This is a genomic window from Rhodoligotrophos appendicifer, from assembly GCF_007474605.1.
Classification (GTDB): Bacteria; Pseudomonadota; Alphaproteobacteria; order Rhizobiales; family Im1; genus Rhodoligotrophos; species Rhodoligotrophos appendicifer.
Genome location: NZ_VHKL01000005.1, coordinates 412,109 through 426,137 on the forward strand (window position 1 = coordinate 412,109; position 14,029 = coordinate 426,137).

Here is a 14,029-nt window from a genome sequence, read left to right on the forward strand (position 1 = left end):
CCGCCTCAAGATGCAAGCGGGGGGCGGGATCAGATCCCGCCCCCCATGTCATTGCATAAAGCCGTTTAGTGTCCGGCTGCAAGCATTGTGCGGCCGCCGGGGATCCGGACCTCGTCGACCATGTCCTGGATCTCCTTGGACGGCACTCGCGTCATCAGCGAGACCGCGACCATGGCGACCAGGCTGACGGCCATGCCGACGATGCCGAAGCGGACGTCGTCGATGCCGAGCCAGGGCGTCATGATCTTGTTGAAGACCAGATACAGATAGAGCGATCCGGCGACGAAGCCGCCGACCATGCCGGCGATCGCCCCTGGAGCATTCGCCCGCTTCCACCAGATGCCGAGCACAAGGGGGAAGAACAGTCCCGAGCAGGCGAAGTCGAAGGCCCAGGCCACGGCGCCCAGGATCCCGGTGAGCTTGAGCGAAGCGATGAACGCCGCCGCGGCTCCGATGAAGAGCAGCAGCACGCGGGCAACAATCAGGCGCCGGCGCGTGTCGGCCTTGGGATCGATGATCTTGTAGTAGAGATCATGCGACAGTGCGTTGGCGATGGCGAGCAGCAGCCCGTCCGCGGTCGACATGGCGGCCGCAAGGCCACCCGCGGCCACGAGGCCCGAGATCACATAGGGAAGGCCGGCAATTTCAGGCGTGGCGAGCACGACGATGTCGGGCCGCATGAAGAACTCGTTCAGCTGCACGATGCCGTCGCCATTCTGGTCGACGACCGCGAGCATGCCGACGGAGCTCCAATGCTTCACCCATTCGAGGTTCGAGACGTCGGCGAAGGCTTTGCCGATGACCGAGGTTGCCAAGGTGGGATCCAGAAGCTGCAGCTTCGTCAGCGTGGCCAGGGCCGGCGCCGAGAAATAGAGCAGGAAGATGAACAGGAGCGACCAGCCGACCGAGCGGCGGGCTGAGCGGACCGTTGGCGTTGTGAAGTAGCGCATGAGGATATGCGGCAGCGAAGCGGTGCCCGCCATCATGCAGATCGCCAGTGAGACCATGGCCCAGCCATTGCCCGCTGGGTTGTTCTGCGGGTTCACCAGGACCGACAGGCCGGGGATGGGTTGCGCCGCCGGTGCCAGGCCGTACTGGGCCTCCAGCTCGGTGATCCGGGCGAGGGCACCGCCATAGTTGAAATGCGGGATGATGCCGAAATCCTGGCGGTTCGACATCCAGATGATGGGCACCAGATAGGCGATGATCAGCACGATATACTGCGCAACCTGGGTCCAGGTCACGCCGCGCATCCCGCCCAGCATGGAGCAGATGAAGATGCCGAGCAGGCCCAGCCAGACGCCGAGTTCGAAGGGGATGCCGAGCGTCTGTGCGGCGATCGTCCCGGTGGCGTTGATCTGTGCCGTCACATAGGTGAAGGACGCGACCACGAGGATGATTACTGCGCAGAGGCGCGCGGTATTGCCGCCATAGCGGGTCCCGACGAAGTCCGGCACGGTGTAGCAGCCGAACTTGCGCAGATAGGGTGCCATGAGGGAGTTGACGAGCACATAGCCGCCCGTCCATCCGACGATATATCCAAGATAGGGATAGCCGCCGAAATAGACCCCGCCCGCGAGGGCCACGAAGGAGGCGCCGGACATCCAGTCCGCCGCTGTGGCCATGCCGTTATAGAGTGCGGGGACTTCCCGGCCGGCCACGTAATAGGCATCCACTTCCGCAGTGCGCGACAGCCAGCCGATGATGGCATAGATGGCGATGGTGAACAGCAGGAAGCCGACGCCGATGACTTCGGCGCCGACGCCGAGACTTTCCAGGACCGCCATGAAGGCGAAGAAAATCAGAAACCCGACTGTATAAAGAGTATAGACCAACCCAAGGTTGTCTATGAACCGCTTGTCGCGGACTGCTTCCTCATTGTTGTTAGCCATTGGTCCGCCCCCCTATTCGATTCCGAATTCGTCATCGATGCGATCCTGCATCCAGTTCTGGATCCAGATCAGTGCGACGAAGGCGATGAGCGATCCCTGTACGCTCATGTAGTAACCCAGAGGAAATCCGAGAAAACTAAAGGAATTTAGGGACGCAGCGTTCCAGGGAATGATGATTCCGAAAAGCGCCCACAGCGCGAGGACGACATAGGTCAAGTTTCTGGTCTTGATCCAGTGGCGATCCATGGCACCAGTGTCTGTACTGGACATGTAATGTTCCTCCCCTCTCTCAAATGCAAATGTGTTCCCTGCATTTCGAGGCCCGCTTCCTAAGTGGAATCGGTACCTGCACAATGATTACAAGCGGATTTCAATTGCGCAAATAAGCCTATCGTAGCATTCCATTGTTGTTTTCGATGTTTCATCTGGAGCCATGAAGCAAATCCCGGCCCAATTGATCGACGCTGCCAGGTGGGTGATAGATCTCGCAGCCGGATTCTCGTCGCGCCACGACACGGCACCCATCGACACGGTTCAGCGCCTCTTTCACTTCGCCAGCACCCGCTCGGCTCTGGTCACCCAGAAGAAGCTCTATGGCTATCTGAAGGAGCGCATGGGGATGGGCTATCCGAAGATGTTCGAAGACGAGGTCTTCAGCGTCTCCATCCGGATCGCCAACATGAACATCTTCGCGGCGTCCTTGTCCGACCTGACCATCCATGCGGTGGCCCATGTGGCGCCCTCGCGGAGCGAGGCGCCGGCCCGCGATCCGATGGCCCGTGCCTGCTACCGGTCAGGGCTCGCCGACAACAGCGAGAGCGTACAGGATCTGGATGCACCTCGGGCATGGACGGCGGCGTTCGAGCAGCGCCTGGCGGAAACCCATTGGGAGAACATCGCCGCCGGCGCCAGCGCCTTCACGCACAGCCCCAAGGCCCTGGTGGAATGGGCGCCCATCGCGGAAGATCTGAAGAAATACGACCGTGAGATCGTCGAGAGCTCGATGCGCTTCGCCTGGAACGAGATCCGCGAGGATTTCCGCAACCGGACCGATGCGCCGGCCGTCCTTGCCGATTGGTACCGGAAGCCGCAGGGCTAAGCGGCAACGACTCAGAAGTCGAGCCGCAGGATCTCCACCGCGCTGCCGGCCTCCGCGGTGGGGGCATGGGGCGGCCGGATGATCAGGCAGTCGGCATTGGCGAGGCTGCGCTGCATGGAGCTGTCCTGGATCTCCATGGCCCGGGCGCAGAGCCGTCCGCCGGCGTCCCGCACGAGCTTCGCCCGGATATAGTCTTGCCGCTCGTCATTGGCCTTGAGCCCCTCCGCCAGCGGCACGGTCTCGACATCGTCGCCGGCGGTACGACCGAGCAGCGCCATCATCAGCGGATGCAGGAACACCCGGGCGCAGACCAGGGCCGAGACGGGGTTGCCCGGCAGGCCCAGGACCCGCTTTCCCTCCAGATGGCCGAACATCAGCGGCTTCCCCGGCCGGATCGCCAGCCGCCAGAAGGCGAGCTTCAGGCCCGATCGGACCAGCGCCTCCTGGACCAGGTCGTGATCGCCCACCGAGGCGCCGCCGATGGTGACCAGCACATCGGCATCGAGGCCCCGCTCGATGGCAGCCTCCAGTGCCGGAAGCGTGTCGCCGACGATGCCCAGATCGACGGCCAGCCCTCCAAAACTGCGTACGAAGCTGCTGAGAGCATGATTGTTCGAGGACAGGATCTGGTCGTCGCGGGGCAGCGAGCCCGGCTCCACCAACTCGTCCCCGGTCGGCAGGATGGCGATCACCGGCTTGCGCCGCACCGCGAGATGCGCCTGGTTGGCGGAAGCCGCGAGCCCGATATGCCGCGCCGTCAGCAGAGTCCCCGCCGCGATCAGCATGTCGCCGCGGGCGACGTCCAACCCCTTCTTCCGGATGTGGCGCGGCCGCGATTCCGCTTCGTTCACTTGCACCCTGTCGCCATCGGCGGTGACGTTTTCCTGGACCACCACGGCATCTGCGCCCTCCGGCACGGGAGCACCGGTGAAGATGCGCACGGCCTCTCCCGGCTTCAGCCGCTCGGCAAACCCGTGTCCCGCGCGGGAGAGGCCCACCAGCTTGAGCATCGGCGTCTTGCCCACCACGTCTTCGAAGCGGACGGCGTAACCATCCATGGCGGAGGCATGGAACGGCGGCTGATCGCGCTCTGCGATGACCGGCATGGCCAGCGTCCGCCCCAACGCGTCATCCAGCGCGACGATCTCCTCGCCCACGGGCACCACGTCCGCAAGGATCTGGCGCAACGCGTCTTTCACGGGCAGGAGGTTTGCCATCTCAGCCTTCTTGGTAATGTCCGGATTTCCCGCCGAGCTTCTCGATGACGCGGATGTCGCCGATGCGCATGCCGCGATCCACCGCCTTGCACATGTCGTAGAGGGTGAGGCAGGCGACGCTCACCGCCGTCAGCGCTTCCATCTCGACCCCGGTCTTGCCATTGACCTTGACCCGGGCGGTGACGTCGATCCGCGAGGCGTCGCGGTCGACCTCGAACTCGACAACGGCCTTCGTGATGCCGAGCGGATGGCACAGGGGAATCAGCTCGTGGGTGCGTTTGGCGGCCATGATCCCGGCGATGCGGGCGGTGGCGATGACGTCGCCCTTTTCGGCGTCTCCGGCGAGGATCATCGCCAGGGTTTCCGGCTTCATCCAGACGCTGCCGCCGGCCAGCGCCATGCGCGCCGTCTCCGCCTTGTCCGAGACGTCGACCATCATCGCCCGGCCCTTGTCGTCGAGATGGGTGAGGCCGCGGGACTCTGTCATGATGAGCCTTCCTTGTCGCTGCTTGCGCCCTGGAGCAGCATCCGCGTCGCCGCGGCGACGTCGTCCTGCCGCATCAGGCTCTCGCCCACCAGGAAGCTCAAGACATGGGCGCGCGCCAGCCGCTCGAGATCGGCCGTCGTGAAAATCCCGCTCTCCCCTACGATCATCCGGTCCCTCGGGATCATCGGTGCAAGCCGCTCGGTGGTCTCTAGCCGCACCTCGAAGGTTTTCAGGTCGCGGTTGTTGATGCCGATCAGCGGCGAGTCGAGCCGCAGGGCGAGCGCGAGTTCCGCCTCGTCATGCACCTCCACCAGCACGTCCATCCCGTACTCAAAGGCTGCGGCCTCGATCTCCCTGGCGAGGGCGTCGTCGATCATCGCCATGATGATCAGGATGCAGTCCGCACCCCACACCCTGGCTTCCGCGACCTGGTAGGGATCGAGCAGGAAGTCCTTGCGCAGCAGGGGAAGGGCGACGGCTGAGTGGATCTCTCGGAGATAGGTGAGGTCGCCCTGGAACGAGGGTCCATCCGTGAGCACCGACAGGCACGTCGCGCCGCCGGCTTCATAGGCCTGTGCAAGGGCAACGGGGTCGAAGTCGGCGCGAATCACGCCCTTGGACGGGCTTGCCTTTTTGATTTCCGCGATGAGCGCGAAGGACCCGTTTCGGACCCGCTCCTGGAGATGGCGGGCGAAACCGCGGCACGCCCCGGCCTCGCGCGCATCCCGGTCCAGGGCCGCAAAGCTCGTCCGCGCTTTGCTGGAGGCGACCTCCTCGCGCTTATAGGAGGCGATTCTGTCCAGGATGGTGGTCATCGGCCTGTCGCTATTCCTTGTTCGAGATGAAGACGAGCTGCTCCAGCACGGTCGCCGCAGCACCCGAGTCGATGGCCTCGGCGGCCAGGGCGACGCCGTCCTTCAATGTCGCGCATTTGTCGGCGACCACGAGAGCGCCGGCTGTCGTCAGCAGCACGATGTCGCGAAACGCACTGCGGCCGCCCGCCAGCACGGTACGGATGGCTGCGGCATTCTGCTCGGCGTCCCCACCCCGAATCTCCTCCAGCGACGCCCGCGAAAGTCCGGCATCTTCGGGAGTGATCTCGAAGCTCCTCACCGCGCCGTCCTTCAACTCCGCCACATAGGTCGTGCCCGTGATCGTGATCTCGTCGAGACCGTCGGAGCCATGGGTGATCCAGACGCGGTCGGATCCGAGATTGCGAAGGACATGAGCCAGGGGTTCGACCCAGGCGCGCGCATAGACGCCGACCACCTGTCGCTTGACGCCGGCGGGATTGGAGAGGGGGCCGAGGAGGTTGAAGATGGTTCTTGTGCCGAGCTCCACCCGGGATGGGCCCACATGGCGCATGGCGGCGTGATGGGCGGGGGCAAACATGAAGCCCACGCCTGCGCCCTCTATGCATTCCTGGATCTTCGCCGGCGATGTATCGATATTGACCCCCAGCGCCATCAAGGCGTCTGCGGCCCCCGATTTCGAGGACAAGGCTCGGTTGCCGTGTTTCGCGATCCTGAGCCCGGCGCCGGCCGCGACCAAAGCCGAGCAGGTGGAGATGTTGAAGGTTCGGCTGCCGTCGCCGCCGGTGCCGACGATGTCGAGGGCATCGGCCGGGGCACTCACGCGCGTCATCTTGGAGCGCATGGTCTCCACCGCGCCGGTGATCTCGTCGATCGTTTCGCCGCGGACCCGCAGCGCCATGAGGAAGCCGCCGATTTGCGACGGCGTCGCAGCCCCCGACATCATGATGTCGAAGGCCTGCTGGGCCTCCTCCCGGCTCAGGGGCTGCCCGTCTGCGGCTTTGGCGATCAGAGGCTTGAAGTCGGTCATTGCTTCGCGGTCACACCGGCGAGGTCCAGGAAATTGCGCAGCAGCTGGTGGCCATGTTCGGAGGCGATGCTCTCGGGGTGAAACTGGACCCCATGCACGGGATGCGCCTTGTGCTGCAGCCCCATGATGAGTCCGTCCTCCGTCTCGGCCGTGATCATCAGCGCGTCCGGCAGGCTGTCGCGATCCACGATCAGCGAATGATAGCGCGTGGCCTGGAAGTCGCTGTTGATGCCGCGGAATACGCCCTGACCCTCATGGTGGATCTTGGACAGTTTCCCATGCATGACATGGGGTGCGCGGATGACCTCGCCGCCATAGACCTGTCCGATGGCCTGGTGGCCAAGACAGACGCCAAGAATGGGGATGCTCGGGCCGGCGCGCTCGACCAGCTCGACCGAGATCCCGGCCTCCTTCGGAGTGCAGGGACCGGGGGAAAGCACGATCGCCTCGGGCTTCAGCTCCATGACGCCGGAGGCCGAGATCTTGTCGTTGCGATAGACTTGAACCTCAGCGCCGAGTTCGCCCAGATAATGCACCAGATTATAGGTGAAGCTGTCGTAATTATCGATGAGGACGAGCATGGGCTTCCTCCACTGTGACGGGTTGGGGGGTCATTGTCCCATCCCGGCTTCCCCGGCGAAGCGCACCGCTTCTTCCGCAGCGCGGAACAAGGCCTTCGCCTTATTGACGCATTCCTGATGCTCGGCCTCCGGATCGCTGTCGGCGACGATGCCGGCTCCGGCCTGGACATACATTTTTCCGCCTTTGAGAATGGCCGTTCTCAGGACGATGCAGGTGTCCATGTCGCCACTGGCTGAGAAATAGCCGACGCAGCCGGCATAGGGGCCGCGCTTTTCCTTCTCCAGCTCCGCGATGATTTCCATGGCCCGAACCTTTGGGGCGCCCGACACCGTTCCCGCCGGAAACCCCGCCACCAGGGCGTCGATCGCATCATAATGGGGATCGAGCTCGCCTTCCACATGCGAGACGATGTGCATGACCTGGCTGTAGAATTCCAACGCGAACTGGTCCGTGACCTCGACCGTGCCGATCTTTGCCACCCGCCCCACGTCGTTGCGGCCGAGGTCGAGCAGCATGAGGTGCTCCGCCCGCTCCTTCGGATCGGCCAGCAGTTCCTTCGCCCGCGCTTGATCCTCCGCCGGGTTGGAGCCGCGCGGCCGGGTGCCCGCCAGCGGCCGGATGGTGACCTGGCCTTCGCGCACGCGCACGAGGATTTCGGGGCTCGAGCCGATGATGGAGAAATCGCCGAAATTCAGGAAATAGAGAAACGGGGAGGGATTGACCCGCCGCAGCGCCCGGTAGAGCGACAAGGGGCTGAGGCCGAAAGGTGCCTCGAACCGCTGGCTGAGGACGACTTGGAAGATGTCGCCGGCGAGGATGTAGTCCTTGGCCCGGCGGACCATCTCGCGGAATTCATCCGCTGAGGTGTTCGATGCGGCCGGCTGCACCGGTGCCACGTCCGCTTCGATGTGAAGATTGTGGTCGAGCGGACGGTTCAGCGCCGCCATCACGTCGCTTAGCCGCTCCTGTGCCCGCGCATAGGCGGCTTTCGCCTTGACCGAGGGGAGGGGGAAGACCGGCGTGACGATGGTCACTTCATCCTTCACAGAATCGAAGATGGCCATGATCGTGGGCCTGATCAGGATGCTGTCCGGGACGGCGAGGACGTCCGGGCCCGGCTCCGGCAGCCGCTCCATGAACCCCACCATGTCGTAGCCCATATAGCCCAGGACGCCGGCCGCCATGGGAGGCAGATCGGCGGGCAGGTCGATGCGGGACTCCGCCATGAGCTCTCGCAGGGCGTTGAGCGGTGCCTCGGCGATTTCCACGAAGGGCCCCTCGGGATCGGCCAAGGCTCCCCGATTGATGAAGGTCTTGCCGTTCTCCACCTTCCAGATGAGGTCCGGCTTGATGCCGATGATCGAGTAACGGCCGCGCACGGCGCCGCCTTCTACGGATTCCAGCAGCAGGCTGTAGGGTTCATGGCGTGCGATTTTGAGCATCGCCGAGACCGGCGTCTCCAGGTCTGCGACGAGACGCGCCGAAACGACCTGCGCCTCGCCCCGCTCATAGAGGCGGGCAAAGGCTTCGTAGTCTGGTGTGGAAAGCATGATGTCACGTCACTGGATGGAGGGCAGGGGATTGGTCAGGATTGCGGTGAACTGATCCTCGACCAAACCTCATTGTTCATCGTGACGCCCAGATCCTTCTCCAGGTCGGCGACATATTCGCCGAAGATATCGCCGGACAGGCTCTGCTCGAGCGTCCGTTGCAGCGCGGCGGCCTGCGGTCCGTCCGGATCGAATGCCGGGACGGCGATCTTCGTGGTCTGGATGAGCTGCGTGGTCTTTGTCTCCGGGTCGTTGGCGACCCCCACGCCGCCTTCGGGTGTGGCGAACAGGGCGGCGACGCCGGCCTTGGTCAAGCCGGGCGCTTCGCCATTGCGTTTGAGGGGGGGGGTGGTTTGGGGAGCCAGGGATAGCTCCTGCGCCAGTTGATCGAAGCTCTTCGCACCGCTGCGGACCTCGGTAGCGTAACCCTCGGCCTTCGCCCTCAAGGCCTCGCCGGCACGCTCTGTGGAGATGAGCTTGATGATCTCGGGCCGCACCTCGTCCACGGACTTCGCCGCTTCAGGCGAGATGTCCGCGACGTCGAACCAGACGAAGCCCTCGTCTTCGGTGCTGACGGGATCGTTCTCGACCCCCACATCGCTCTCGAAGGCGGCTGCCACGACGCGGTCGAGGGCAGGCAGATTGGTGATCGGCGCCCCGTCCGGGCCCTTGCCGCTGCGGTCGACCCCATCGATCTGCAGGACCGGCAGGTTCATCTTCTCGGCGGCCTCGCGCAGGCTCGCACCGCTTGCCCGTTCATCTTCGAACTCATCGTGAAGCGTCCCGATCCGATCCGTGGCCTTTGCGACCTTGAGCGACTGGAGCAGCTTGTCCCTCACCTCGGCCAGGGGCGTCACCTGCCCGGGTTGGATGTCGGTCACTTTCAGCAGCATGACCGAAAGCCGTCCCTCGACGGGCTGGCTGACCTGGTCCTTCTGGAGGGAGAAGGCGGCGTCGGCGAGCGCCGTGTCCGGGATCTGTCGCTTGGTGACCAGACCCATGGTGTAATCCGCCTCCGTCAGCCCCTGCTCCTTCGCGAGGGCGACGAAATCGGCCCCCGATTGCAGCTTGGCGCGCGCGGCCCGGGCGGCGGCCTCGTCCGCAAAGGCCATCTGCAGGACTTGGCGCTTCTCCGGCACCGAGAACTGGTCCAGCCGCTGTTGATAGGCGGCCTCGACTTCGGCCTCCGGAATCTCGATGCCTTTGGCGACGTCCTCCGGCTCCATCGCCACCACGGTCAGGGTGCGGAACTCCGGCGCAGTGAAGCTGCGCTTGTGCTCATTGTAGTACTCGGTGATCTCCGCCTCGGTCGGCGCGGGAATGTTTTCGAGGGTCGGGGCGGGCAGGGTGATATAGGTGCCGACGCGTTCGCTGGCCTGGTTCTCGAAGGCCGCCTTGATCAGGGTCTCCGGCACCTGGAACTGGCGATCGACGGCGCTGGCGATGGACTCCCGCAGCATTTGCGTCCGCTCGAGCTCGAGGTACTGGGCCTCGGTCAGGCCGTTCGCCCTCAGCACTTGCAGGAAAGTGCTGCGATCGAACTCGCCGCGCGGGTTGCGGAAGGCGGGGATCCGGGCCGCCCGCTCGGCAATGGCGATGTCGGGCACGGCCAATCCAAGGTTCTGGGCCTGCACCTCGAGGGCGGTGTTTCGCACCATCTCGTTCAGCACCTGCAGGTCGAAGCCGAATTGCCGTGCCTCCTCGAGGGTGATGGACCGGCCGAGTCGTTGCGACAGCGACCGCATCTGCTGCTGCAGCGACTGCTGATACTGCTCGACCCCAATCTCGCGATCGCCGACCGTGGCCACGGCCACGTTGCGCGGCCCTGTGAAGATGTCCGAGACGCCCCAGACCGCGAAGCTCATCGCAATGAGCGCGATGAACAGTTTAGCCACCCAACCGGCGGCTTTGCTTCGCATGACAGAAAGCATCTCTCGGGTCCCAACCTTGCAGGCGCGCCAAAACCCTTCTCCGGCGCGGAGGCCGCATCATATGGATCGCGTGCCCTGGGGGCAAGTCCAGCGCCCCACACATATGTGCAATTGATTGCGGATGCTTGCGTCTTTAGGACGTACGGGCTTCACTGTCGCCCTGGGGACAGGCGCGGGGGTCGGATCCGTCCTCTCGCGGGATCTAAAACATGGATGGAGAATGGTTGCCACAACCCTAATGCCGCTCGTCGTCGGCAACTGGAAAATGCATGGCCTATCGGCCTCGCTTGCCGAAATCCGCTTGCTGGCCGCCATGCTGGAGGGCGTGGAACTGGCATGCGACGTCGCGATCTGCCCTCCGGCGACGCTGCTGCGGTCGGTCTCCGAGGCTCTGGAGGAGAGCGTCATCGCCGTCGGGGGTCAGGATTGCCGTCCCGAGCCCTCCGGTGCCTACACCGGCGACGTCTCCGCCGAGATGATTCGCGACGCCGGCGCCACCCTGGTGATTGTTGGCCATTCCGAGCGGCGCGGTTTTCACGGGGAAACCGATGAGCTGGTGAGGGAGAAGGCTGCCGCTGCCCATCGCGCCGGTCTGGTGAGCATCATCTGTATCGGCGAGACGGAGGCCCAGCGCGATGCGGGAAACACCCTCGACGTCATCCGAAGCCAGCTCGATGGATCGGTGCCCGCGACGTCGACGGCGGGGAACACCGTGCTCGCCTATGAGCCCGTCTGGGCCATCGGCTCGGGCCGGACCCCGACGGAGGAGCAGATCGGCGAGGTTCATGATGTGATCCGCAGCCATCTGACCTCCGGCCTCGGCCGTGACGCGGACGAAATTCGGCTGCTCTATGGTGGCTCCATGAAGCCTCAGAACGCGGCATCCATTCTGAAAATTCCCAATGTGGACGGTGGTTTGGTGGGCCAAGCGAGCCTGAGTGCAAAGGACTTTCTTGGGATCATCGCGGTCTTTGCGCCGCTGTGAACATCCTGGTCGGATGCTTGATCTCGCACCGACGGGCGACCAAATGGCAGTTTGCACTGGGATATGTTTCGCGCTAAAGCCTGCCGCCGCGTGACGGCGCCGATCCTGGCGGCGCGAACTGGGTTGAGAACATGGAAGAGGTTATTCTCGTCATCCACCTGCTCGTGGCGATCGGTCTCGTCGCGGTCGTGCTCTTGCAGCGCTCCGAGGGCGGCGCTCTGGGCATCGGTGGCGGCGGCGGCGGGTCCATGTTCTCCAGTCGCGGTGCTGCGAATCTTCTCACGCGGGCCACGGCCATTCTCGCGGCCATGTTCTTTGTCACATCCATGGTGCTGACCCTCATTCACAGCCGTGGCGGCGGCGGTTCGGTCTTCGATCAATTGATGCAGCGCGAGGCGCCTGCTGGCCAGGCCCCGGCGGGCGCACCGGCCGGCGGTGGCTCGGTGCTGCCGAATCTGCCATCAGCGCCCAGCTCATCGGCGCCGGCACCCACAGCGCCAAGCTCATCGGCACCGGCACCCACGGCGCCGAGCTCGTCAGCGCCGGGTTCATCGGCGCCGAGTTCATCGGCGCCGGCAACGACGTCGCCAGCACCCTCGAGTGCACCGGCGTCACCTGCGAGCCCGGCTCAGCCGCAAGTTCCGGCGCCGAATTGATGTCTGGTGAACACGACGCAAAACCTCTTGCGCATAATGTCGATTAGCGCTGGTGGAAATTTCTGAATCTGGTGTACGTTGCAGGCCCATGGCGCGGTACATATTCATTACCGGCGGCGTGGTTTCCTCACTCGGCAAGGGGCTCGCTTCCGCAGCACTCGGTGCTCTTCTCCAAGCGCGTGGTTATTCCGTGCGGCTGAGAAAGCTCGATCCCTATCTCAATGTCGATCCGGGGACCATGAGCCCCTATCAGCATGGCGAGGTCTTCGTCACCGATGATGGTGCCGAAACCGACCTCGACCTTGGCCATTACGAACGCTTCACTGGCCGTCCCTGCACGAAGCAGGACAACATCACCACGGGCCGGATCTATCAGGAGATCCTGAGCAAGGAACGTCGGGGCGATTATCTCGGCGGCACGGTCCAGGTGATTCCCCATGTCACGGACGCCATCAAGGCGTTCATTCTCAGCGGCAATGAGGAGTTCGATTTCGTCCTCTGCGAGATCGGGGGCACGGTGGGCGACATCGAGGGCCTGCCGTTCTTCGAGGCGATTCGGCAGTTGCGCAACGAGCTGCCGCGCGACAGCTGCGTCTATATCCATGCGACCTTACTTCCCTATATCGCCAGTGCCGGTGAGCTGAAGACGAAGCCCACCCAGCACTCCGTGAAGGAACTGCGCTCCATCGGCATTCAGCCCGACATTTTGCTGTGTCGCAGCGAACGTCCGATCCCCGAAGGCCAGCGCAAGAAGATCGCGACCTTCTGCAACGTGCGCGAAGAGGCGGTGATCCCGGCTCTGGACGTGAAGTCCATCTATGACGTGCCGCTGACCTATCACCGCGCCGGACTGGATTCCCAGGTGCTGGCGGCTTTCGGATTGCACGCCGATCCTGCCTTGCCCCTGGCGCGCTGGGAACAGATCGCCCGTCGCGTCCATGAGCCGGAAGGCCAGGTGCGCATCGCCGTGGTGGGCAAGTATACTGGTCTTCTGGATGCCTATAAATCCTTGAACGAGGCCCTGGTCCATGGCGGCATCGCGAACAATGTTCGGGTGCAGCTGGACTGGATTGAGGCGGAAATATTCGAGCGCGAGGATCCGTCTCCCTTTCTGGAAGGGGTTCACGGGATCCTTGTTCCCGGCGGCTTCGGCGAGCGTGGTGCCGAGGGCAAGATCGCTGCCGCGACCTTTGCGCGGACGCGCAAGGTCCCCTATTTCGGGATTTGCTTTGGCATGCAGATGGCCGTGATCGAAGCCGCCCGCAATCTGGCCGGCATCGCCAGGGCCAATTCGACCGAGTTCGGGGCGACCGAGGAACCGGTCGTCGGCGTGATGACGGAATGGATGCGCGGCAACGAGCTCGAGCAGCGTCGGGCCAATGGCGATCTGGGCGGCACGATGCGTCTCGGTGCCTATGACGCGACATTGGGGCGAGACACCAAAGTCGCGGCGATCTATGGCGACATTCGCATCTCCGAGCGTCACCGTCATCGCTACGAGGTCAATCTCCGCTACCGCGATCGGCTTGAGGCGGCGGGCCTTAGGTTTTCCGGAATGTCTCCGGATGGCCTCCTGCCGGAGACCGTGGAGCTTCCCGATCATCCCTGGTATGTCGGCGTTCAATATCATCCGGAGTTGAAATCCCGGCCTTTCGCGCCCCATCCGTTGTTCGCATCCTTCATTGCCGCCGCCGTGGAGCAAAGCCGCTTGGTGTGACGGTCGGCCTTCAAATGGCCTTGGTCCTCCGTGATCAACCGATGCGAAAAGCGCGCTGGTGCGCGTCCTCG

13 protein-coding genes are annotated in these 14,029 nt (G+C 64.1%); 4 read left to right on the plus strand and 9 right to left on the minus strand.

What is annotated here, in order from left to right; all coding sequences use genetic code 11:
• Positions 1-65 precede the first annotated feature (65 nt).
• Both FKM97_RS13790 and FKM97_RS13795 read right to left on the minus strand, forming a co-directional pair.
• Positions 66-1,892: a sodium:solute symporter family protein gene (locus tag FKM97_RS13790; protein ID WP_144292975.1), complete on the minus strand. Its 1,827-nt coding sequence runs from the start codon at positions 1,890-1,892 to the stop codon at positions 66-68.
• Between the two features lie 12 nt (positions 1,893-1,904).
• Positions 1,905-2,162, minus strand: coding sequence for a DUF4212 domain-containing protein (locus FKM97_RS13795; protein ID WP_144292976.1), 258 nt, complete (start codon positions 2,160-2,162; stop codon positions 1,905-1,907).
• A gap of 163 nt (positions 2,163-2,325) precedes the next feature.
• On the opposite strand from FKM97_RS13795, the gene FKM97_RS13800 reads away from it, so the two are divergent.
• On the plus strand, positions 2,326-2,991 hold the full coding sequence (locus FKM97_RS13800) for a hypothetical protein (protein WP_144292977.1): 666 nt from the start codon (positions 2,326-2,328) through the stop codon (positions 2,989-2,991).
• 11 nt (positions 2,992-3,002) lie between these two features.
• On the opposite strand, the gene FKM97_RS13805 is transcribed toward FKM97_RS13800, so the two are convergent.
• From FKM97_RS13805 to FKM97_RS13835, 7 genes are read right to left on the minus strand one after another with little or no spacing between them, the layout of a single operon-like run.
• The gene (locus tag FKM97_RS13805; RefSeq protein ID WP_144292978.1) at positions 3,003-4,208 is read right to left on the minus strand and encodes a molybdopterin molybdotransferase MoeA; all 1,206 of its coding nucleotides are present in this window, start codon (positions 4,206-4,208) and stop codon (positions 3,003-3,005) included.
• A gap of 1 nt (position 4,209) precedes the next feature.
• A complete protein-coding gene (gene moaC / locus FKM97_RS13810) occupies positions 4,210-4,695 on the minus strand; it encodes a cyclic pyranopterin monophosphate synthase MoaC (RefSeq protein ID WP_144292979.1) in 486 nt (161 codons plus the stop codon).
• Positions 4,692-5,510, minus strand: a complete 819-nt coding sequence (gene trpC / locus FKM97_RS13815; protein ID WP_144292980.1) for an indole-3-glycerol phosphate synthase TrpC — start codon at positions 5,508-5,510, stop codon at positions 4,692-4,694. Before trpC ends, moaC begins: the two co-directional genes overlap by 4 nt.
• A 10-nt stretch (positions 5,511-5,520) precedes the next feature.
• Complete coding sequence (gene trpD / locus FKM97_RS13820) at positions 5,521-6,537, minus strand: anthranilate phosphoribosyltransferase (protein WP_144292981.1); 1,017 nt, start codon at positions 6,535-6,537, stop codon at positions 5,521-5,523.
• Positions 6,534-7,118 carry an anthranilate synthase component II gene (locus FKM97_RS13825; protein ID WP_144292982.1) on the minus strand — a complete coding sequence of 195 codons (585 nt, stop codon included), beginning with the start codon at positions 7,116-7,118 and terminating at the stop codon, positions 6,534-6,536. The genes trpD and FKM97_RS13825 overlap by 4 nt, the downstream gene beginning before the upstream one ends.
• A gap of 30 nt (positions 7,119-7,148) precedes the next feature.
• The gene (gene trpE / locus FKM97_RS13830) at positions 7,149-8,669 is read right to left on the minus strand and encodes an anthranilate synthase component I (protein WP_144292983.1); all 1,521 of its coding nucleotides are present in this window, start codon (positions 8,667-8,669) and stop codon (positions 7,149-7,151) included.
• Between the two features lie 35 nt (positions 8,670-8,704).
• On the minus strand, positions 8,705-10,588 hold the full coding sequence (locus FKM97_RS13835; protein ID WP_170240909.1) for a SurA N-terminal domain-containing protein: 1,884 nt from the start codon (positions 10,586-10,588) through the stop codon (positions 8,705-8,707).
• Between the two features lie 232 nt (positions 10,589-10,820).
• Between FKM97_RS13835 and tpiA the strand changes: the two genes are divergently transcribed.
• The 3 genes from tpiA (at position 10,821) to pyrG (ending at position 13,958) form a co-directional block, all read left to right on the plus strand.
• Entirely contained in the window at positions 10,821-11,585 is a 765-nt protein-coding gene (tpiA, locus tag FKM97_RS13840) for a triose-phosphate isomerase (protein WP_144292985.1), read from the plus strand.
• Between the two features lie 131 nt (positions 11,586-11,716).
• Positions 11,717-12,241, plus strand: coding sequence for a preprotein translocase subunit SecG (gene secG / locus FKM97_RS13845; RefSeq protein ID WP_144292986.1), 525 nt, complete (start codon positions 11,717-11,719; stop codon positions 12,239-12,241).
• Between the two features lie 88 nt (positions 12,242-12,329).
• Positions 12,330-13,958: a CTP synthase gene (pyrG, locus tag FKM97_RS13850; protein ID WP_144292987.1), complete on the plus strand. Its 1,629-nt coding sequence runs from the start codon at positions 12,330-12,332 to the stop codon at positions 13,956-13,958.
• The last annotated feature ends 71 nt before the right edge of the window (positions 13,959-14,029 follow it).

Bases quoted from the DNA above. Each gene is read 5' to 3' on its own strand.
- FKM97_RS13790 (WP_144292975.1), bottom strand. From the start codon at position 1,892: ATGGCTAACAACAATGAGGAAGCAGTCCGCGACAAGCGGTTCATAGAC.
- FKM97_RS13795 (WP_144292976.1), bottom strand. From the start codon at position 2,162: ATGTCCAGTACAGACACTGGTGCCATGGATCGCCACTGGATCAAGACC.
- FKM97_RS13800 (WP_144292977.1), top strand. From the start codon at position 2,326: ATGAAGCAAATCCCGGCCCAATTGATCGACGCTGCCAGGTGGGTGATA.
- FKM97_RS13805 (WP_144292978.1), bottom strand. From the start codon at position 4,208: ATGGCAAACCTCCTGCCCGTGAAAGACGCGTTGCGCCAGATCCTTGCG.
- moaC (WP_144292979.1), bottom strand. From the start codon at position 4,695: ATGACAGAGTCCCGCGGCCTCACCCATCTCGACGACAAGGGCCGGGCG.
- trpC (WP_144292980.1), bottom strand. From the start codon at position 5,510: ATGACCACCATCCTGGACAGAATCGCCTCCTATAAGCGCGAGGAGGTC.
- trpD (WP_144292981.1), bottom strand. From the start codon at position 6,537: ATGACCGACTTCAAGCCTCTGATCGCCAAAGCCGCAGACGGGCAGCCC.
- FKM97_RS13825 (WP_144292982.1), bottom strand. From the start codon at position 7,118: ATGCTCGTCCTCATCGATAATTACGACAGCTTCACCTATAATCTGGTG.
- trpE (WP_144292983.1), bottom strand. From the start codon at position 8,669: ATGCTTTCCACACCAGACTACGAAGCCTTTGCCCGCCTCTATGAGCGG.
- FKM97_RS13835 (WP_170240909.1), bottom strand. From the start codon at position 10,588: ATGCGAAGCAAAGCCGCCGGTTGGGTGGCTAAACTGTTCATCGCGCTC.
- tpiA (WP_144292985.1), top strand. From the start codon at position 10,821: ATGGTTGCCACAACCCTAATGCCGCTCGTCGTCGGCAACTGGAAAATG.
- secG (WP_144292986.1), top strand. From the start codon at position 11,717: ATGGAAGAGGTTATTCTCGTCATCCACCTGCTCGTGGCGATCGGTCTC.
- pyrG (WP_144292987.1), top strand. From the start codon at position 12,330: ATGGCGCGGTACATATTCATTACCGGCGGCGTGGTTTCCTCACTCGGC.